General features: G+C 59.2%; 1 protein-coding gene. It reads right to left on the bottom strand.

All coding sequences use genetic code 11. The annotated features are described in order from the left end of the window. A partial coding sequence (locus ACR9ZK_RS23260) for a hypothetical protein (RefSeq protein ID WP_481344276.1) occupies nucleotides 1-211 on the bottom strand: 211 nt, incomplete at its 3' end. Nucleotides 212-240: the final 29 nt, after the last annotated feature.

Genomic DNA, 240 nt, shown 5'->3' with positions numbered 1-240 from the left:
GCACCAGACTCAAGCCAGCCTCTTGCTTGCTCGCTTCCGGCGGATTGGCCAGCGCAACGAAGTTCTTCTGCGGGCCGAGGTTTTTCGCCGCCGGATGCACTTCCAAATATTGCCCGGTGACCAGGGTTTCCAGATTCTGGGTCTTGATCAGCCCCAACTCCGGCTTGACCACCCAGAACTGACTGCCGACCCGGGCGATCTTCTCCGGCACTTCAGTGATTCGTGCGGTGATCATTACCG

The sequence above is a fragment of the Monashia sp. HAY1-5C genome (assembly GCF_056755255.1).
Note: the sequence above shows the minus strand (reverse complement) of the source record. Positions and strands in the feature narration are given on the sequence as shown.